We start from the raw sequence: 17,316 nt of genomic DNA, 5'->3' as shown, positions 1-17,316 counted from the left end.
CGCGTGCTGGTGTCAACTCCTGAAGGACTGCGCCTACTTTCGCACGCGGAAGCGGAGCATCGTGACGGCGCCCGACTGGGTGCTGCTGAAAGGTTCCAGGTCGATCCTGTCGAGGCTTGGGGGCGAGAAGCGGACACCGTCGCCGAGTAGCACCGGTAGGACATACACCAGGATCTCGTCGACGAGCCCGCGCTGCAGGCACTGGGCGGCCACGTCAGCACCGAGGATCTCCAGGTTCTTGCCGCCCGCGGCGCTGCGTGCCGTGGCAACGGCTTCCTCGATGTCACAGGTGAGGAACGTGACGGTAGGGTCCGGCTCGTCGGGAGGCTCGTGGGTGAGGACGAACTGTGCTCCCCCGTCGTAGGTGGTGTCCTGGTCGGCCATACGCTTGGCGACCTCGTACGTGCCTCGACCGACGAGCATGGCGCCCGTGGCCGCCATGACCTCCGGGAACGTATCCGCAGTCAGGTACTCGAAGATCCAGTCCATCGCGTGGCCAGGACCGGCGATGAACCCGTCCAGCGACATCGCCCTGTTCACGACCACTTTGCCGGTGTCGATGCTCACATCACTCATGCGTCTTCTCCAAGGATTTTGGAGGCCCGAGGCCGAATCATAGTTCGGCCGGCGGGGAGGGCGACGGCGAGAGTCGCACGCGTATCTGTGGTGGCCCAACGCGAACAACCGGCATTGGGATGTGCTGGTCGCGCAGCGTCGGGAACGTGCCCGGGTACGGAGTGAAGCTCACCGCACCAGGGCCCTGTTCCCGCGTCCAGGAAGGCGCTCCGGCGCGCACTTGACTTTCCACCCGGGTGGAGTTCCTACCCTGGGCCGCATGACACAGCCTCATATCGACCGTCTGGCCTCGGCCTGCTGACACAGACCGAGGCGTTCGCGGACGCCGTGGACGGCACGGACTGGGACGCCTTCGTACCGACGTGCCCCGAGTGGCGGCTTCGGGTCCTCGTCGGACATCTCGGGCAGGCACCGCGCCGGGCGGCGGGAATCGTGCGCGGAGGCCCGGCCGACGGCGTCCCCGATCCGCAGGAAGCGGCACCCCCGCGGGACCGGCGTCAGGTGGTGCCATCGGAGGAGCTGCTGGAGCGGTGACCGGAATCCTTCTCACTGGACCGGTCAACCCACCCGTTAAGGTGCGGACTCACTCGTGGCACGCTTGACCATGTCCGCGCAGCGGCAAAAAGATGGTGGGCACGTGATCTACTTCGTAGCGGGCTTCTTCATCCTTGGCCTGGCGTTCATGACCTGGAAGGTTGTCCAACTATGGCGCAATCCAGCGATGGTGGACTTCTTTACGTCTTCATTCTCCTTTCTCCCGTTTGGTCCTGATGTGCGCCGTGGTGAGATCCGGTCACTCGCCGTCATGGTGACTGGACTCTGGGCCGTTAGCGCCCTGATTGTCGTGGGCTTGCGGAACGGTGAGTTCAATGACGGTCTGGCAGTCACCGTCCTGGTTGCCTCCCTGGTGGTGATGGCGTGTCTCGTCACAGAGGTCTGCGTGATTCTGTTTAACCGCCCGAGGTTCGTGGTCCCGCCACACATGAGATCCGAACTCGGAGTGGTGGCGGCACGCCGGGCCCGCCGGAGCACGGGAGAGCGGGGGCGGCACGCCGCCGGTAGGGATCCTCGGGCGAGGGAGGGCTGCAGCCCCTCTGGCTGAGGCGGTGTCCGCGAGGGTGAACCACGGCTGATGGCCTCGATGCAGCTGGATGCCTGGCGCAACCGGCCGCTGGACGCGGGCCCGTATGTGTTCGTGTGGGCGGACGCGCTGACCATGAAGGTCCGCGAGGAGGCTGGGTGGTCAACATCGCCTGCCTGGTCACCGCCGTCCTGGCCGAGCAGACCGACGAATGGACCGAACAGCGCCGCTGCATCGGCCCGGGCATCCTCGCCGAGTGCATCAACGGCAGGTTAGCCGAGCCCGGAGCGCCCGAGCCCGGGGGTCAACCGCCCGCCCTCGGTCACTGAGCCATGTGAGGGACCGCCTCCGGTGGCCCTCACATCCTCAGCCCTACACCACGTCCGTGGACGTGACCCATGACCTCGGGAGGCTGTATGAAGCAGGGCATTCGCGCTGAGAGTCCGGAGGAATGCGTTCCAGGAGTTGGGAGCGAAGGCAAGCAAGGGGCCAGGTATGGCTTTCGAATCCCGGACGTTGACGCCGGGTGCTGTCAGCCTGGCTTCCAGGCACTCACCGTTCGGGCCGCTGTAGCTGCTCTTGAACCATTCGGATGAGTGCGACGGCATGCGCTGTTTGGTCCTTAGGGATCGGTCAGTTGCTCAGCGATCTGGACGATCCGTGCCTCCGAGTCCAGTGCGCTGAGAGCTGAGGCTCTGAGGTGGTCGAAGGCGCTGCTCAGTCGAACCGTGTCTTCCCTGGACTCCAGGTAGGCGTGGCTCGCGACGTTTTCCAGCAGGGTCACTTCGAGCTCGGCCGGTGGAGGGAAGCTGTAGATCAGGAAGGGGTACGGTCCGCTCGGGCAGGCCCCTGCCGTGAAGGGTAGTACCTGCAATGTCACGTTCGGAAGCTGGGCTACCCGCACTAGATGGAGCAGCTGTTCGTGCAGTACCGCCGCCCCGCCGACCTGCTGTCGTAGGGCCGCTTCGCCAAGGATCATCCATACCTTGAGCGGCGGTGGATCATTGCGGGTGAGGGCCTTTTGCCGTTCCATGCGTACGCGGACCTTGGTCTGTTGGTCGGTGTTGAGAGGACCGGCGATCCCGCTCTGGATAACGGCTGTCGCGTAGGCCTCCGTCTGCAGCAAGCCCGGAACAATGCTGGGTTGAAAGCCGCGACACTCCGACACCTCGTCTTCAAGACCGACAAGGTCCAGGAAGTCCTGCGGTAGCTGGTCCTCCAGGACTCTCCACCAACGCTGGCGGCGGCTCTCGCGAGCCAGCGCCAGCCAACTCTCCCGCTCTTCGGCGTCCTTCACCTCGTACAGGTCGAGCAGGGCCTTCAGGTCGAGTTGGCGGATGCCGCTCTTCCCGGCCTCGATGCGACTCACCTTTGCGGCATGACAACTGAGTTGCGTGGCCGCATCCTCCAGAGCCAGTCCCTTCTCCTCGCGCAGGCGACGCAGGTTGGTGCCCAGTACCCGCTTGCGCACTGTAGGCCTGAGTTCTCCTGCTGCCACCAGCTCCCCCTCGTCGCGACGGCTCTATGGATCCACCAGGGTACTCAGGGCGAACGATCTGCAACCCCATCTAGTTGTTCTGATTGCAAGTTGATGACGATGCGTGCAGGCTACGCAGGGCGACTTACGTGACACGCACCGCAATGAGAGTCGAGGGACAGTCATGCCCGGATGTGAAAACACCGAGATCACGTGGCAGTTGCCACGTACGGCGCGCAGCGCCCCGCGCGCGCGAGCTCTGCTGCGTGAGCAGCTCACCGACTGGAAGGTGGCTGGCGACGTGGCCGACACGGCTGAACTGCTGCTCTCGGAGCTCGTCGCCAACTCCGTTCAGCACGCCTTCGTGCCGGTCGGTCGTGAGATCGGCGTGCGGATTGCGCGCTATGACGGACGGTTGCGGGTGGAGGTCGCTGACGCGAACAGCGATCGGCCTGCGCCCCGGGAAGCGCAGGCCGATGAGGAATGCGGGCGTGGTCTTGCCCTCGTCGGTGCCTTGGCGGAGAAGTGGGGGTGTTGTCCGCGACGGCATGGGATCGGTAAGGCGGTGTGGGCTGAGCTGCTCCTGTGACCGGGCCGAGGATCAGCCCGTCAGCCCCAACTCCCTGGCGATCAGCATCCGCTGAACCTCGCTCGTGCCCTCGCCGATCTCCAGGATCTTGGAGTCGCGCCACATGCGGGCGACCGGGTACTCGTTCATGAAGCCGTAGCCGCCGTGGATCTGGGTGGCGTCGCGGGCGTTGTCCACGGCGATCGTCGACGAGTAGAGCTTGGCCAGGGCGGCCTCCTTCTTGAAGGGTTCCCCGGTGATCAGGCGCGAGGCCGCGTCGCGCCAGGCCAGGCGGGCCGTGTGGGCCTTCATCTCCATGTCGGCGATCTTGAACTGGATGGCCTGGTTGGCCCCGATGGGACGGCCGAAGGCCTGGCGCTCCTTCGCGTACTTCACCGACTCGTCCACGCAGCCCTGCGCCAGCCCTGTCGCGAGGGCCGAGATCGCGATGCGGCCCTCGTCGAGGATGCGCAGGAACTGGGCGTAGCCCCGGCCGAGTTCGCCGAGGAGGTTCTCCGCCGGGACCCGTACGTCCGCGAAGGACAGCTCGCGGGTGTCCGAGGCGTTCCAGCCGACCTTCGAGTACGGTGCCGCGACCGTGAAGCCCGGTGTGCCGGACGGGACGATGATCGAGGAGATCAGGGGCCTGCCGTCCGGCTTGCGGCCCGTCACCGCCGTCACCGTGACCAGGCCCGTGATGTCCGTGCCCGAGTTGGTGATGAAGCACTTCGTGCCGTTGATCACCCATTCGTTCGTCGACTCGTCCAGGCGGGCCGTGGTGCGAGTGGCGCCCGCGTCGGAGCCGCCGTCGGGTTCGGTGAGGCCGAAGGCGCCCAGGATCTCGCCCGAGCACAGGCGGGGGAGCCACTCCTGTTTCTGGGCCTCGGTGCCGAAGAGGTGGATGGGCATCGCGCCCAGGGACACGCCCGCTTCCAGCGTGATCGCCACCGACGAGTCCACCCGTGCCAGCTCCTCCAGCGCGAGGCCCAGCGCCAGGTAGTCGCCGCCCATGCCGCCGTACTCCTCCGGGAACGGCAGCCCGAAGAGCCCCATGCGGCCCATCTCGCGCACGATCTCGTACGGGAACTCATGGCGCTCGTAGAAGTCGCCGATCTTGGGGGCGACGACGTCGTGCGCGAACTCCTCGACCGTGCGGCGGAGTTCTTCCAGTTCCGGGGAGAGCTTGTGGTCCATCGGTCGTCACCGCTCCTTGTGGGAGTCTTCGGGGGTTTCGGAGGTTTCCGAGGTGTCGGAGTCCTTGTGGGAGAGGGCTCGTACCGTGCGGGAAGGGCTGGGTCGGCCCAACTGGTCGGCCATCCAGGCGCTGGTGGCGGTGAGACGGCCGAGGTCGACGCCCGTGTCGATGCCGAGGCCCCGCAGCATCCACACGAGGTCCTCGGTGGCGAGGTTGCCGGTGGCGGACTTCGCGTACGGGCAGCCGCCGAGGCCGCCCGCCGACGCGTCGATGGTGGTCACGCCGTGCTGGAGCGCCGCCAGGGTGTTGGCGAGCGCCTGGCCGTACGTGTCGTGGAAGTGCACGCCGATCGCCGAGGTCGGCACGCCCTCCTCGTTCAGCTCGGACAGCAGGTCCAGGACGTGGCCCGGTGTGGCCACGCCGATCGTGTCGCCGAGGCTCAGCTCGTCGCAGCCCAGGTCCATCAGGGCCTTCGACACCCATACGACCTGGTGGACGGGGACCGGGCCCTCCCAGGGGTCGCCGAAGCACATCGACAGATAGCCGCGCACATGCATCCGCTCGTCCTTCGCGCGCCGCACCACCGGCTCGAACATGGCCAGTGCCTCGTCCACCGTCCGGTTCAGGTTGGCCTTCGCGAAGGACTCAGTGGCGCTGGCGAAGACCGCGACACGCCTCGCGCCGAGCGCCAGGGCACGGTCCAGTCCGCGTTGGTTCGGCACGAGGACAGGGAGGGCCACCGGGAGGTCGCTCACGAGCGGGAACAGCTGCTCCGCGTCCGCCAGTTGGGGCACCCACTTCGGGTGGACGAAGCTGGTGGCCTCGATCGTGGTCAGGCCCGCGTCGGCCAGCCGGCGGATGAACTCCGCCTTGACCGGCGTCGGCACGGTCGCCTTCTCGTTCTGCAGGCCGTCCCGCGCGCCGACCTCGTGGATCGTGACGCGGGCGGGCAGATCCATGGCCGGTACGGCCATGGGGAGTCCCAGTCCCTCGGCGGTCATTCCGTCACCTCCTCGTGCGGCTCGATCACGGCCAGCACCTGGTCCATGGCGACCGTCGTGCCCGGCGAGACGTCCAGTTCGGCGACCGTGCCGGCGTGCGGTGCGGAAATGACGTGCTCCATCTTCATCGCCTCGACGACCAGCAGGCTCTGACCTGCGGTCACCTCGTCGCCCACGGCCACCTTCACGACGGTCACCGTGCCGGGCATGGGGGCGGTGAGCGAGTCGACGCCGCCCGCGTGGGCCCCGGTCAGCGAGGCGGCCACCGGGTCGTGGTCCCGTACGTGCCACGCGTCACCGTCGCGGCCCAGCCAGTCGACGGCGCGGTGGAAGGTGTGGCGGACGCCGTCGAGGGTCACGGACACCTGGTCGTCGGTGACGGTGTGCGTGCCGCGCGGGGTGTACGCCACGGGGTCGCCGAGGGCCCGCAGGTGGAAGGTCACGGGCTGGGGCTCCCCGCCGAGGCGCCAGCCGCTCGGTACGGAGAAGGGGTCCGTCCAGCCCTCGCCGCGGGGCTTCAGCGCGTCCAGCCGTACGGCCGCCGCCGCCTCGTACACCTCCACGGGCACCTCACCCGGGACGAGCCCCTCGACCTCCCGCTCCACGAGCCCGGTGTCCAGTTCGCCCGCGACCACCGCCGGATGGGCCAGCAGCCGGCGCAGGAACCCGGCGTTGGTCTGCACGCCCAGGGTGACCGTGTCCGCGAGGGCGGCGCGCAGCTTCCGCAGGGCGGTCGCGCGGTCGGGGCCGTGGGCGATGACCTTGGCGAGCATCGGGTCGTACAGGCTGCCGACCTCGGTGCCCTCGGAGAGCCCCGAGTCGGTGCGGACACCGTCACCCTGGGGCTCGTGCAACGACAGCACCGTTCCGCCCGACGGCAGGAACCCGCGCGCGGGGTCTTCCGCGCACAGGCGGGCCTCGATCGCGTGTCCCGTGAGCGTGATGTCGTCCTGGGCGAAGGGGAGCTTCTCGCCCGCCGCCACCCGCAGCTGCCACTCGACCAGGTCGAGGCCGGTCACGAGCTCGGTCACCGGGTGCTCGACCTGGAGGCGGGTGTTCATCTCCATGAAGTAGTACGAGGAAGGGTCGCCGCCGGGCACGATGAACTCCACCGTGCCCGCGCCCCGGTAGCCGCAGGAGCGGGCCGCCTGCACCGCCGCCTCGCCCATGGCCGCGCGGGTCGCGGAGTCGAGGAGCACGCTGGGCGCCTCCTCGATGATCTTCTGGTGACGGCGCTGGAGGGAGCACTCGCGCTCGCCGAGGTGGACGACGTTGCCGTGGGCGTCCGCCAGGACCTGGATCTCGATGTGCCGGGGACGGTCGATCCAGCGCTCGACGAGGAGGGTGTCGTCGCCGAAGGAGGCGCGGGCCTCACGGCGGGCGGCGGCGATCTCGTCGGCCAGTACGGCGGCGTCGCGGACCAGGCGCATGCCCTTGCCGCCCCCGCCCGCGCTCGGCTTCAGCAGCACCGGCATGCCGATCTCCCGGGCGGCGTCCGCCAGTTCCGCGTCCGTGAGTCCGCTGCCGCTCGACCCGGGGACGACCGGCACCCCGGCCGCCCGCACCGTCTCCTTGGCGCGGATCTTGTCGCCCATGAGGGAGATCGCGCCCGCGGGCGGCCCGATGAACACCAGCCCGGCCTCGGTGCACGCGCGCGCGAAGTCCGCGTTCTCCGCGAGGAAGCCGTACCCGGGGTGGATCGCGTGGGCGCCCGTCGCCGCTGCTGCCTCCAGCAGCCGCGGCGCGGACAGATAGCTCTCGGCGGCCGGCGCCGGGCCGATCCGTACCGCCGTGTCGGCCTCCCGTACGTGCCGGGCGTCCGCGTCGGCGTCGGAGAAGACGGCCACCGAGCGCACACCGAGCGCGCGCAGGGTGCGGATGACGCGTACGGCGATCTCGCCGCGGTTGGCCACGAGGACCGTCTCGAACATCGTCTGAGGCATCTCTGGCGTCTCTGGCGTCTGTGGCGTCTGTGGCATCTCTGAAGTCCCCCTCACATCCGGAAGACGCCGAACCGGGGCTCACCCAGGGGCGCGTTGGCGCACGCCGTCAGGGCCAGGCCCAGCACCTGCCGGGTCTCCATCGGGTCGATCACGCCGTCGTCCCAGAGGCGGGCCGTCGCGTAGTAGGCGTTCCCCTGGCGCTCGTACTGGTCGCGGATCGGGGCCTTGAAGGCCTCCTCGTCCGCCGCCGGCCAGTCCTCTCCGCGCGCCTCCAACTGGTCGCGCTTGACGGTGGCGAGGACCGAGGCCGCCTGCTCGCCGCCCATGACCGAGATCTTGGCGCCCGGCCACATCCACAGGAACCGCGGTGAATACGCCCGGCCGCACATCGAGTAGTTGCCCGCGCCGTACGAGCCGCCGATGACCACCGTGAGCTTCGGTACGCGTGTGCAGGCCACCGCCGTCACCATCTTGGCGCCGTGCTTGGCGATGCCGCCGGCCTCGTAGTCCCGTCCGACCATGAACCCGGAGATGTTCTGGAGGAACACCAGCGGGATGCCGCGCTGGTCGCACAGCTCGATGAAGTGGGCGCCCTTCTGGGCCGACTCGGAGAAGAGGATGCCGTTGTTGGCGACGATCCCCACCGGGTGGCCGTGGATGCGGGCGAAGCCGGTGACCAGGGTCTGCCCGAACTCGGACTTGAACTCGGCGAACCGCGAGCCGTCCACCACGCGCGCGATGACCTCGCGTACGTCGTACGGGGTGCGGGAGTCGACCGGGACCGCGCCGTAGAGCCCGTACGGGTCCGCCTTCGGCTCGACGGCCGGCTCGACCGACCAGGGCAGCGGCCCGCGCGCGGGGAGGGTGGAGACGATCGTGCGCACGATGCGCAGCGCGTGCGCGTCGTCCTCCGCGAGGTGGTCCGTGACACCCGACACGCGCGCGTGGACCTCGCCGCCGCCCAGCTCCTCGGCGGTCACGACCTCGCCGGTCGCGGCCTTCACCAGGGGCGGGCCGCCGAGGAAGATCGTGCCCTGACCGCGCACGATCACGGCCTCGTCGCTCATCGCGGGCACATACGCGCCGCCCGCCGTGCAGGAACCGAGGACGGCGGCGATCTGCGGAATCCCGGCGCCCGACATTCGGGCCTGGTTGTAGAAGATCCGCCCGAAGTGCTCGCGGTCGGGGAAGACCTCGTCCTGCATGGGGAGGAAGGCGCCGCCGGAGTCGACGAGGTAGACGCAGGGGAGGCGGTTCTCCAGCGCCACCTCCTGCGCGCGCAGGTGCTTCTTCACTGTCATCGGGTAGTACGTGCCGCCCTTGACCGTGGCGTCATTGGCGACGATCACGCACTCACGCCCGCTGACGCGCCCGATTCCGGCGATGACTCCGGCGGCCGGGGCCTGCCCGTCGTACATCCCGTCGGCCGCCAGCGGGGCCAGCTCCAGGAAGGGCGAGCCGGGGTCGAGGAGCGTGTCGACGCGGTCGCGTGGCAGCAGCTTTCCGCGCGCGGTGTGGCGGGCGCGCGCCTTCTCCCCGCCGCCGAGCCGGGCGGCCGACAGCTTGGCGCGCAGCTCGTCGCCCAGCGCGCGGTGCGCCGCCTCGTTGGCCCGCCAGGCCTCCGACGCGGGGTCCGCCGCGGTCGTCAGCTCCGGTGCCTGCTCCATCCTGCGGTCCCCTCGCCCAGTGGTTGACTGTTAATGAGCGTTAACGCGTTTCCTTCAGGTTAACGACCGCTAACCTCCCTGTCTAGAATCGTTCCCATGGCCACGAGAACCGACGCCCCCACCCGCCGCGAGCAGATCCTCAAGGAGGCCGCCCGGCTCTTCGCCGAACGCGGGTTCCACGGCGTCGGCGTCGACGAGATAGGGGCCGCCGTCGGGATCAGCGGCCCCGGTCTCTACCGGCACTTCCCGGGCAAGGACGCGATGCTCGCGGAGCTTCTGGTGGGCATCAGCGGGCAGTTGCTGACCGGGGGAAGCGGCGGGTGGCGGAGGCGGCGGGGGGTGCGGAGGGTGCGGAGGCGGTCCTCGACTCGCTCATCGAGGGGCACATCGACTTCGCGCTCGACGACCGTCCCCTCATCACCCTGCACGATCGTGAGCTGGACCGCCTCCGGGACAGCGACCGCAAGCTCGTCCGGCAGCTTCAGCGGCAGTACGTCGAGCTGTGGGTGGAGGTGGTGCGGGAGGTGTACCCCGCGTTGGCCGAGCCTGCCGCTCGCTCGGCGGTGCACTCGGTGTTCGGGCTGCTGAACTCGACTCCGCATCTGGGGCGACCGGGGTCCCTTCCCGGGCGGGGGGACACGGCGGCGTTGCTGCATCGGATGGCTCGGGGGCGTTCGGGGCGGCGGGGGCGCCTGCGGCCGGCTGAGCGGTGGGGCGGTGGGTTCGCCTGCGGCGGGCTGAGGTGTGGGGGTGGGTTGGCGTGCGGTATCGGGTGCGGCTGGTTTCTTTCTCGCCCCCGCCGCCCTACCCGTCCCATCCCGGGGCTCCGCCCCATGCCCCCGTGGGGGTGTGTGTCTGGGGTGGATGGGCTGTGTGCGGCTGGGTGGGGGCTGGTCGCGCAGTTCCCCGCGCCCCTTAGGAGTTCCCCGCGCCCCTCAAGAACGACAACCGCCAGGTGCTGCTCCCCGTGATGAGCGTTACTACCTGGGCGGTCTGGACTCGTGTTCGTACTCGCCGGTACGGTGCTCTGAGCAAGCGCTTAGGTAAGCCCAAACGTACGCAGGTGGAGGTGGCGGCGTGCGCCGTACGGTGTTCAACGAGGACCACGAGGCGTTCCGGGAGACCCTTCGGGCCTTCATCGAGGCCGAGGTCGTCCCCGTCTACGACGAGTGGCTCGCCGCCGGCCAGGCGCCGCGCGACTTCTACTACAAGCTCGCCGACCTCGGCGTCTTCGGTATCCGCGTCGACGAGGAGTACGGCGGCGCGGGCATGGACTCGTACAAGTTCGAGGCCGTGGTGTACGAGGAGACCGCCCGCGCGGGCGTCACCTTCGGCGGTTCCGGTGTGCACGTGCTGCTTGGCCTGCCGTACATCAAGATGCTCGCCACCGACGAGCAGAAGAAGCGCTATCTGCCGAAGTTCGTCACCGGCGAGGAGATGTGGGCCATCGCGATGACCGAGCCGGGCACCGGCTCCGACCTCGCGGGCATGAAGACCACGGCCAAGCTCAGCGAGGACGGGACGCACTACGTCCTCAACGGGGCCAAGACCTTCATCACCGGTGGTGTGCACGCCGACCGCGTGATCGTCTGCGCCCGGACCTCCGCCCCGAGCGCCGAGGACCGCCGTCACGGCATCTCCCTGTTCGCCGTGGACACCAAGTCCGAGGGCTACTCCGTCGGACGGAAGCTCGACAAGCTGGGGCTGAAGACCTCCGACACGGCCGAGCTGGCCTTCGTCGACGTCAAGGTGCCCGCCGAGGATCTCCTCGGAGAGGAGAACAAGGGCTTCCACTACCTCGGCCACAACCTGGCCTCCGAGCGCTGGGGCATCGCCTTCGGCGCGTACGCGCAGGCCAAGGCGGCCGTCCGGTTCGCCAAGGAGTACGTGAAGGACCGCGTCGTCTTCGGCAAGCCGGTCGCCCACTTCCAGAACACCAAGTTCGAACTGGCCGCGTGCCAGGCCGAGGTGGACGCGGCGGAAGCCGTGGTCGACCGGGCCCTGGAGGCCCTGGACGCCGGTGAGCTCACCCCCGCCGAGGCCGCGAGCGCCAAGCTGTTCTCCACCGAGGTCGCCCACCGCGTCATCGACCGCTGCCTCCAGCTGCACGGTGGATACGGCTTCATGAACGAGTACCCGATCGCCCGCCTGTACGCGGACAACCGCGTCAACCGCATCTACGGCGGCACCAGCGAGATCATGAAGACGATCATCGCGAAGGACATGGGTCTTTAGCGCCGGCCAGGCCGCGTCCACCGCGCCCACTGCGACCACCGCGTCGGCCGGGTCCACCGCGTCCACCGGGTCCGCCGGGTCCGCCGGGTTCACTGGTGTTCACGCGCGGCTACCCGGGTCCGCCGCCTCGTCCGTCCCGTGTGATGTTCAACCAATGTCTACTCGTGGGTAACAGTGCGCGGCCTGCCGTAACACGGGGCTGGCAGACTCACGGCATGAGTCAGGCACCACTGCAGTCTCTCCTCGATCTGCTCGACCTTGAGCAGATCGAGGAGAACATCTTCCGCGGCCAGTCCCGGCCCGGCGTCGTCCCCCGCGTCTTCGGCGGGCAGGTCGCGGCCCAGGCGCTCGTCGCCGCCGGGCGGACGGTCCCCGAGGACCGTCTCGCCCACTCCCTCCACGCGTACTTCCTGCGCATCGGCGACGCCGGCGCGCCCATCGTCTACACCGTCGACCGCATGAACGACGGCCGCTCCTTCACCACGCGCCGCGTCGTTGCGGTCCAGCACGGGCAGCCGATCTTCGCCCTCTCGGCGTCCTTCCAGCGGTACGAGGAAGGGCTCGACCACCAGGCGCCGATGCCGCCCGCGCCCGATCCGGAGACCCTGCCCGCCGCCGAGGAGCGGCTGCCCGCGTACGGTCTCGACCCCGCGGTCGTCGACAAACTCCTGGAGGAGCGGGCCGCCGTCGACCTGCGCTATGTCGACGACCCGCCCTACGGCCGGTACGGCCGGCCGCGCGAACCGCGCTCCCAGGTGTGGTTCCGCGCCAACGGCAAGCTCGACGACGACCCCCTCCTGCACGTCGTCCTCGCCACCTACGTCTCCGACATGACGCTCCTGGACTCCATCCTGCTCGCGCACGGGCGCGGCGGCTGGGCGGTCGGGGACGTCGTCGGGGCCTCGCTCGACCACGCGATGTGGTTCCACCGGCCGTTCCGGGCCGATGAATGGCTCCTGTACGACCAGGAGTCGCCGTCCTCGTCCGGCGGGCGCGGCCTCGGCCAGGGCCGTATCTACACCCAGGACGGGCAGCTGGCGATCACGGTGATCCAGGAGGGGGTCGTACGGGTTCCGAGGTGAGCCCGGGGGCTACTCCTCGATGAGACCCGCCTGGTCCAGCAGGTACGCCGTCATCGGGTCGTAGTGGCGCGGGCTCACCACGTGGTCGTCCAGGGGGACCACGACCTGGACGGTGCCCTCGGACTCGGCGAGGAAGAGGGCCGGGTCGTTGCAGTCCGCGTAGCCGACGGAGTCGACGCCGTGCTGTCCCGCGTAGCCGGCCCAGCCGTGGTCGGCGACCACCAGGTCGGGCAGCGGGAGGCCCTCCTGCTCCAGGCCGGTGAGGATGGCCTTCATCGGCTCGCCGGAGTGGGTGTGCCAGAGGGTGGCGCTGTGTTCGAGGACGGCCACGTCGGCGAACTGCATCACGTACCCCTCCTCCGTCTGCAGACCGTCCGGGATCACCACGATCTCGCAGCCCGCGGCGCGCAGTGCGGCGGCCGTGGCGCGGTGCACGTCGAGCAGGCCGCCCGGGTGGCCGGTGGCGAACAGGACGCGCTGCTCGCTGTCCGCGGCCTTGCGCAGCCGCGCCGCCATGCGCTCCAGGGCGGCCACTGTCAGCTCGGGGTCGATGGTGTCCTGCCCGTAGCGGTGCTCCGCGTCGTCGTTCACTCCGACGCGCTCCGCCATCACCGCGAGGACGTCCTGCTCGTCGGTCCAGCGGTCGCCGAGTTCCAGGCCCAGCCAGTAGTGGCGGTTGCCGTTGGCCAGCTTGCGGTAGTGGGAGAGGTTGTTCTCGCGGGGCGTGGCGACGTCGCCCGCGATACGCGTCCGGACAAGGTGGTCGACGAGTTCGGCGCGGCTGGGGGTCCCGGATATCGGCATGGCTCCCATTGTGAGGCAGACGACTGCGCCTGACCCCGGCGTCCCGAACGCTGGGACGCGGGTCACTTGGTGTTCACTGATCTTGACGGGCCGGTTGGTGCTGCCGTAGTGCGAACCACAACTCCATGCGTACGTCGGGGTCGTCGAGATCGGCTGCGAGCAGCGCCGCGCAACGCGCCACGCGTTGGCGGACGGTGTTGCGGTGGACGGACAGTGCCACCGCCGTACGGTCCCAACTGCCGTGCAGCGAGAGCCAGGTACGCAGGGTCTCCGTGAGGGCGGGCGTACCGGCGACGGGCGCGAGGAGGGCGCGGGCGTGGGAGACCGCGTCCTCGGCGGGGACGAGGTCGGCGAGGGCGGGGCGCGCCGCGTGGTGGACCAGCGGAGTGCGGGTGGCACGGGCACGGGCCAGTGCGCGGGCGGCCTGGGTGTCGGCCAGGGCCCACTCGCGGGGATCGGCGGGCGCGCTGACCCCGAAGGTCCAGCCCGGCTGCGGGGGCGTTTCGCGGTCGGCCGGGACGAGGACGCGTACGACGTCGTGTGCCAGGTCGACCAGTGGTGAGCCGAGGGCGGCACCGAGCGCGGAGGCCGCCATGGCGTCGGGAGCGTGCGCGTCCGGGCAGGCGTGCACGACGACCCACCGCTCGGCTCCGAGCAGCGGTGCGACCGCCTCCGGCGCGGCTCCCAGCAACAGCCGCACCAGCGCCGAGGAGCGGGCCGCGCCCGCGCCGCTGTGGTGCTCGCCGGTGAGGAGGGAGAGGAGCACGGCGGCGACCGAGACGATGGTGTGGTCGCCGGGGTCCCGCCGGGGCGCCGCCACCCCGAGCACGAAGCCCTGACCCGAGCCCAGGGCGTAGGCCGCGAGATGGGTGCCAGCGAGGGTGTCGCTGGCTGAGGAGGGCGAAGGGGAGAGCGAGGGCGAGGGGGCGAGACGCGTGGTGGAGGCGGCGGGAGGAACGGGACAGCCGGTGGCCGGCGGCGCCGTCCGGTCGGCCCCGGCCCCGGCCCCGGCCCCGGCCCCGGCCCTGGTCCTGGTCCCGGCCCGGCCCCGGCCCCGGCCCTGGTCCTGGTCCCGGCCCCGGCCCCGGCCCCGGCCCTGGTCCTGGTCCCGGCCCCGGTCCTGGTCCCGGTCCCGGCCCCGGTCTTGGTCCCGGCCCCGGTCCTGGTCCCGGCCCCGGTCCTGGTCCCGGTCCCGGCCCCGGTCTTGGTCCCGGCCCCGGTCCTGGTCCCGGCCCCGGTCCTGGTCCCGGTCCCGGCCCCGGTCTTGGTCCCGGCCTCGGCCCCGGTGGGCGCCGCCGGTCCGGGCGACGAGGGGCCCGGCCGTACGACACCCGCCAGCTCGTTCAGCGCCGTGCGCGCCGCGTTGCCCGGCGTCCGGCCCGCCGTCGCGAGTTCCACACCCTCCGGCCCGTACAGCGCCGCCCAGCCGCCCACCCGCTGGGCCAGTTGCCGCAGGACCGCCGGTACCGGGTCCGGGCGGGACGCCGCCGTGGCCAGGCTCTGCTGGGCGTCCGACACGCGGCGCAGCTCAGCGTGCCGCGCCTGGGCCATCAGCTGCCAGACGGCGCGGGCGACGGCCGAGAAGGTGGTCCGGGGCGGGACCTCGACGAGCGGCAGCTCGTAGCTGTCGCAGGCCGCGACGAGCGCGCGCGGCACCGTGTCGTGCACGGGCGCGACGCCGAAGCCCAGCGCGGCACCACCCGCCGCCACGATCCGGGACACATAGTCGTCGAAGTAGGTGCCCGAGCCCGCCGCGTCCGGGATGTGCACCCCGGCCGTCAGCAGCAGCTCGCCACCCAGCAGATACGGGTACGGGTCCGCCATCTCCGACGTGTGCGCCCAGTGGATCACCGTGCCGGTGTCCGGCGGGCCCGCGATCAGGCGCAGGGCGAGGTCCTCACGGGCCAGGAGCGCCGAGAGGGGGACAGGCGGAGTGGGAGGTACCGCTGGGACGGACTGGTCCGGCATGGTGGACGTTTCCTCCATCTGCTGGGCGCGGAATGGAGGAAACGTACACTTCAGCGTTGCTTTCCGGCCACCTAGTGTCAGTGCCGACCGGTAGCCGCGGGTACGGGCGGATGTCCCCGCGGTCCGCCACCGGCCGTCCCCGCTCCCCCCTGCACGACACGCCACCGAGGTGCGCGAAGGAGATCCCCGTATGGTCGTCGACTACGCCGTGATCGTCGTCTATCTGGCCGGCATGCTGGCCATGGGCTGGTGGGGCATGCGCCGTGCCCGGTCCAAGAGCGAGTTCCTCGTCGCCGGGCGCCGCCTCGGGCCCGCCATGTACTCCGGGACCATGGCCGCCATCGTCCTCGGCGGAGCCTCCACCATCGGTGGGGTCGGGCTCGGCTACCGGTACGGGCTCTCCGGGGCCTGGATGGTGTTCACCATCGGCCTCGGACTGCTCGCGCTGAGCGTCTTCTTCTCCGCCCGCATCGCCCGCCTCAAGGTCTACACCGTCTCCGAGATGCTCGACCTGCGCTACGGCGGCGGCCGGGCCGGAGTGATCTCCGGCGTGGTCATGTGGGCGTACACCCTGATGCTCGCGGTCACCTCGACCATCGCGTACGCCACGATCTTCGACGTCCTCTTCGACCTGAACCGCACGGTCGCGATCGTCCTCGGCGGCTCGATCGTCGTCGCGTACTCGACCCTCGGCGGCATGTGGTCGATCACCCTCACCGACATGGTGCAGTTCGTCGTGAAGACCATCGGCGTGCTGCTTCTGCTGCTGCCCATAGCCGTCGTCAAGGCGGGCGGCTTCAGCGAGATGAAGGCCCAGCTGCCGGCCGACTACTTCGCCCCGCTGGGCATCGGCGGCGAGACCATCTTCACCTACGTCCTGATCTATACGTTCGGCATGCTCATCGGGCAGGACATCTGGCAGCGCGTGTTCACCGCGCGCAGTGACAGGACCGCCAAGTGGGGCGGCACGGTCGCGGGCACGTACTGCCTGGCGTACGCCCTCGCCGGAGCCGTCATCGGTACGGCGGCCAAGGTGCTGTACCCGAACCTGGGCAGCGCGGACGACGCCTTCGCGACCATCGTCAAGGACGAACTCCCCGTCGGCGTACGGGGGCTGGTGCTCGCCGCCGCCCTCGCCGCCGTGATGTCGACCTCCTCGGGCGCCCTCATCGCCTGCGCGACCGTCGCCAACAACGACATCTGGTCCCGGCTGCGCGGAGCCGTCCGCCGCGCAGACGGCCGGGACGCGCACGACGAAGTCAGGGGCAACCGCGCCTTCATCCTCGTCATGGGCGTCGCGGTGATCGGTACGGCCGTCGCGATCGACAACGTGGTCGAGGCGCTGACCGTGGCGTACAACCTCCTCGTCGGCGGGCTCCTCGTCCCCATCCTCGGCGGCCTGCTGTGGAGGCGCGGCACTGTGTACGGCGCCCTCGCCTCCGTCGTGGCCGGCGGTCTCGCCGTGATCGCCCTGATGGCGACGTACGGAATCCTCGCCAACGAGCCCGTCTACTACGGGCTGCTGTCCTCGCTGGCCGCGTACCTGATCGTCTCCCTGCTCACCCCCGCCACCGACGCCGCCGTACTGGCGGCGTGGCGTGACCGGCTGGCCGGCCGTGGCGAGAGCGCCGCCCCGGAACCGACGGCCGTCAGCGCGTAATACGACGCGCAGTGCGACGCGTAGTGCGACGCGTAGGACTACGCGCACCCGCCCCCACT

At 70.3% G+C, this 17,316-nt stretch carries 15 protein-coding genes and 3 pseudogenes; 9 read left to right on the top strand and 9 right to left on the bottom strand.

Translation table 11 applies throughout. The features are described from left to right. Window positions 1–33: 33 nt before the first annotated feature. On the bottom strand, window positions 34–576 hold the full coding sequence (locus E0500_RS02545) for a dihydrofolate reductase family protein (RefSeq protein WP_131570095.1): 543 nt from the start codon (window positions 574–576) through the stop codon (window positions 34–36). Window positions 577–903: 327 nt separating this feature from the next. On the opposite strand from E0500_RS02545, the gene E0500_RS02540 reads away from it, so the two are divergent. The 4 genes and pseudogenes from E0500_RS02540 (at window position 904) to E0500_RS02525 (ending at window position 1,986) form a co-directional block, all read left to right on the top strand. Beyond that, on the top strand, window positions 904–1,110 hold the full coding sequence (locus E0500_RS02540) for a maleylpyruvate isomerase N-terminal domain-containing protein (RefSeq protein ID WP_399118448.1): 207 nt from the start codon (window positions 904–906) through the stop codon (window positions 1,108–1,110). Window positions 1,111–1,213: 103 nt separating this feature from the next. Then, complete coding sequence (locus E0500_RS02535) at window positions 1,214–1,678, top strand: hypothetical protein (protein ID WP_131570091.1); 465 nt, start codon at window positions 1,214–1,216, stop codon at window positions 1,676–1,678. Window positions 1,679–1,723: 45 nt separating this feature from the next. After that, window positions 1,724–1,807 (top strand): annotated as a pseudogene (locus E0500_RS02530) (transposase); the annotation flags it as partial. 8 nt (window positions 1,808–1,815) lie between these two features. Continuing rightward, window positions 1,816–1,986, top strand: a complete 171-nt coding sequence (locus tag E0500_RS02525) for a hypothetical protein (RefSeq protein ID WP_165935192.1) — start codon at window positions 1,816–1,818, stop codon at window positions 1,984–1,986. On the opposite strand, the gene E0500_RS44855 is transcribed toward E0500_RS02525, so the two are convergent. Next, entirely contained in the window at window positions 1,930–2,265 is a 336-nt protein-coding gene (locus E0500_RS44855) for a DUF397 domain-containing protein (RefSeq protein WP_131570089.1), read from the bottom strand. The two genes, E0500_RS02525 and E0500_RS44855, sit on opposite strands and share 57 nt — an antisense overlap. A 14-nt stretch (window positions 2,266–2,279) precedes the next feature. Then, the gene (locus E0500_RS02515; RefSeq protein WP_309504836.1) at window positions 2,280–3,128 is read right to left on the bottom strand and encodes a helix-turn-helix transcriptional regulator; all 849 of its coding nucleotides are present in this window, start codon (window positions 3,126–3,128) and stop codon (window positions 2,280–2,282) included. A gap of 190 nt (window positions 3,129–3,318) precedes the next feature. Here E0500_RS02515 and E0500_RS02510 point away from each other — a divergent pair, with 190 nt between their 5' ends. Further along, window positions 3,319–3,723, top strand: a complete 405-nt coding sequence (locus E0500_RS02510; RefSeq protein WP_131570085.1) for an ATP-binding protein — start codon at window positions 3,319–3,321, stop codon at window positions 3,721–3,723. A gap of 12 nt (window positions 3,724–3,735) precedes the next feature. Here E0500_RS02510 and E0500_RS02505 read toward each other — a convergent pair whose 3' ends face one another. The 4 genes from E0500_RS02505 to E0500_RS02490 all read right to left on the bottom strand — a co-directional run bounded on the left by E0500_RS02505 (window position 3,736) and on the right by E0500_RS02490 (window position 9,508). Further along, a complete protein-coding gene (locus tag E0500_RS02505; RefSeq protein WP_131570083.1) occupies window positions 3,736–4,896 on the bottom strand; it encodes an acyl-CoA dehydrogenase family protein in 1,161 nt (386 codons plus the stop codon). 6 nt (window positions 4,897–4,902) lie between these two features. Continuing rightward, entirely contained in the window at window positions 4,903–5,898 is a 996-nt protein-coding gene (locus E0500_RS02500) for a hydroxymethylglutaryl-CoA lyase (RefSeq protein WP_131570081.1), read from the bottom strand. Beyond that, entirely contained in the window at window positions 5,895–7,829 is a 1,935-nt protein-coding gene (locus E0500_RS02495) for an acetyl/propionyl/methylcrotonyl-CoA carboxylase subunit alpha (protein ID WP_131570101.1), read from the bottom strand. Before E0500_RS02495 ends, E0500_RS02500 begins: the two co-directional genes overlap by 4 nt. Before the next feature lie 62 nt (window positions 7,830–7,891). Then, on the bottom strand, window positions 7,892–9,508 hold the full coding sequence (locus E0500_RS02490) for a carboxyl transferase domain-containing protein (protein WP_131570079.1): 1,617 nt from the start codon (window positions 9,506–9,508) through the stop codon (window positions 7,892–7,894). A 96-nt stretch (window positions 9,509–9,604) separates the two neighbouring features. Here E0500_RS02490 and E0500_RS02485 point away from each other — a divergent pair. The 3 genes and pseudogenes from E0500_RS02485 to E0500_RS02475 form a co-directional block, all read left to right on the top strand. Continuing rightward, a pseudogene (locus E0500_RS02485) lies at window positions 9,605–10,197 on the top strand (TetR/AcrR family transcriptional regulator); the annotation flags it as partial. A gap of 388 nt (window positions 10,198–10,585) precedes the next feature. Next, the gene (locus tag E0500_RS02480; protein WP_131572144.1) at window positions 10,586–11,743 is read left to right on the top strand and encodes an acyl-CoA dehydrogenase family protein; all 1,158 of its coding nucleotides are present in this window, start codon (window positions 10,586–10,588) and stop codon (window positions 11,741–11,743) included. Between the two features lie 215 nt (window positions 11,744–11,958). Beyond that, on the top strand, window positions 11,959–12,825 hold the full coding sequence (locus E0500_RS02475) for an acyl-CoA thioesterase II (RefSeq protein ID WP_131572143.1): 867 nt from the start codon (window positions 11,959–11,961) through the stop codon (window positions 12,823–12,825). Between the two features lie 9 nt (window positions 12,826–12,834). Here the strand turns inward: E0500_RS02475 and E0500_RS02470 are convergent, their stop codons facing one another. Together E0500_RS02470 and E0500_RS43475 are read right to left on the bottom strand one after the other, a co-directional pair. Further along, window positions 12,835–13,629, bottom strand: a complete 795-nt coding sequence (locus tag E0500_RS02470; RefSeq protein ID WP_131572142.1) for a phosphatase — start codon at window positions 13,627–13,629, stop codon at window positions 12,835–12,837. A gap of 73 nt (window positions 13,630–13,702) precedes the next feature. Then, a pseudogene (locus E0500_RS43475) lies at window positions 13,703–15,615 on the bottom strand (PucR family transcriptional regulator). Between the two features lie 172 nt (window positions 15,616–15,787). On the opposite strand from E0500_RS43475, the gene E0500_RS02455 reads away from it, so the two are divergent. Next, on the top strand, window positions 15,788–17,257 hold the full coding sequence (locus E0500_RS02455) for a sodium:solute symporter (RefSeq protein WP_131565338.1): 1,470 nt from the start codon (window positions 15,788–15,790) through the stop codon (window positions 17,255–17,257). Window positions 17,258–17,316 lie beyond the last annotated feature (59 nt).

The sequence above is a fragment of the Streptomyces sp. KM273126 genome (genome assembly GCF_004337435.2).
GTDB lineage: Bacteria > Actinomycetota > Actinomycetes > Streptomycetales > Streptomycetaceae > Streptomyces > Streptomyces acidicola.
The sequence above is the reverse complement of the archived record's forward strand: the minus strand, read 5'-3'. Positions and strand labels throughout refer to the sequence as shown.

What these genes read in the sequence shown, in the direction of transcription:
- E0500_RS02545 (WP_131570095.1), bottom strand. Translation starts at nt 576, where the DNA reads ATGAGTGATGTGAGCATCGACACCGGCAAAGTGGTCGTGAACAGGGCG.
- E0500_RS44855 (WP_131570089.1), bottom strand. Translation starts at nt 2,265, where the DNA reads ATGCCGTCGCACTCATCCGAATGGTTCAAGAGCAGCTACAGCGGCCCG.
- E0500_RS02510 (WP_131570085.1), top strand. Translation starts at nt 3,319, where the DNA reads ATGCCCGGATGTGAAAACACCGAGATCACGTGGCAGTTGCCACGTACG.
- E0500_RS02505 (WP_131570083.1), bottom strand. Translation starts at nt 4,896, where the DNA reads ATGGACCACAAGCTCTCCCCGGAACTGGAAGAACTCCGCCGCACGGTC.
- E0500_RS02500 (WP_131570081.1), bottom strand. Translation starts at nt 5,898, where the DNA reads ATGACCGCCGAGGGACTGGGACTCCCCATGGCCGTACCGGCCATGGAT.
- E0500_RS02495 (WP_131570101.1), bottom strand. Translation starts at nt 7,829, where the DNA reads ATGTTCGAGACGGTCCTCGTGGCCAACCGCGGCGAGATCGCCGTACGC.
- E0500_RS02490 (WP_131570079.1), bottom strand. Translation starts at nt 9,508, where the DNA reads ATGGAGCAGGCACCGGAGCTGACGACCGCGGCGGACCCCGCGTCGGAG.
- E0500_RS02475 (WP_131572143.1), top strand. Translation starts at nt 11,959, where the DNA reads ATGAGTCAGGCACCACTGCAGTCTCTCCTCGATCTGCTCGACCTTGAG.
- E0500_RS02470 (WP_131572142.1), bottom strand. Translation starts at nt 13,629, where the DNA reads ATGCCGATATCCGGGACCCCCAGCCGCGCCGAACTCGTCGACCACCTT.
- E0500_RS02455 (WP_131565338.1), top strand. Translation starts at nt 15,788, where the DNA reads ATGGTCGTCGACTACGCCGTGATCGTCGTCTATCTGGCCGGCATGCTG.